The sequence below is a fragment of the Streptomyces sp. GbtcB7 genome, from assembly GCF_019091445.1.
Lineage (GTDB): Bacteria > Actinomycetota > Actinomycetes > Streptomycetales > Streptomycetaceae > Streptomyces > Streptomyces mirabilis.
Map to the genome: position 1 here is coordinate 1 of NZ_JAGXJM010000129.1, position 642 is coordinate 642.

Annotated in this window: 1 protein-coding gene; it reads right to left on the bottom strand. The window is 69.2% G+C overall.

The genetic code is table 11. The annotated features are described in order from the left end of the window. Positions 1 to 642, bottom strand: a 642-nt coding sequence (locus tag KVT44_RS55520) for an NADP-dependent oxidoreductase (protein ID WP_217576852.1), incomplete at both ends; no start/stop codon positions are given.

A 642-nucleotide genomic window follows, 5' to 3' on the forward strand; every position in this document is an offset into this window, starting at 1 on the left:
TCGGGCGGCGCGTTCGTGCGCGGCTCGGGCATCCGCGAGCGCAAACGTGCTGTCGATCGCGACGCGGACCGTGCCCGCGTCGAGCAGGCGTCCCAGTTCGGCGAGTTGCGTACCGTTCGAGCGGACCTGGGCGCTCGAGACCGTGACGCCCAGCTTCGCGGTCTCTTCTTCGTCGAAGTCCCCGGGAAGTACGGGGAACTGGACGCCGCCGCGCTTGAGCGTGCGCAGGAAGCGTTTGCTGTCGGGGCCGCCGACGGTGTCGAGAACGAGGTCGACGTCGTGCACCACTTCCTCGGGACGACCCTTGGTGTAGTCGATGAACTGGTCGGCACCAAGTTCGCTCAGGAACGATTCATGCGCGCCCGATGCCACCGCGATGACACGTGCGCCCTTCCATTTCGCCAGCTGTAGTGCGAAGTGCCCCACGCCGCCGGCGGCGCCGTTGATGAGCACCCTCGTGTCGGCGTCGAGTGCCGTCGGGCGATGCTGCGCCGCCTGGAAAGGCGAGGGGTGATCGTGTCCGAGTTCGATCAGGAACTGCCACGCCGTCAGCCCGGCCATGGGCGCCCCGGCGGCGTGCACGTGATCGATGCCGGCCGGCTTGCGTGCGAGGTCCGACGCGGGCGCGGCCACGTACTCGGC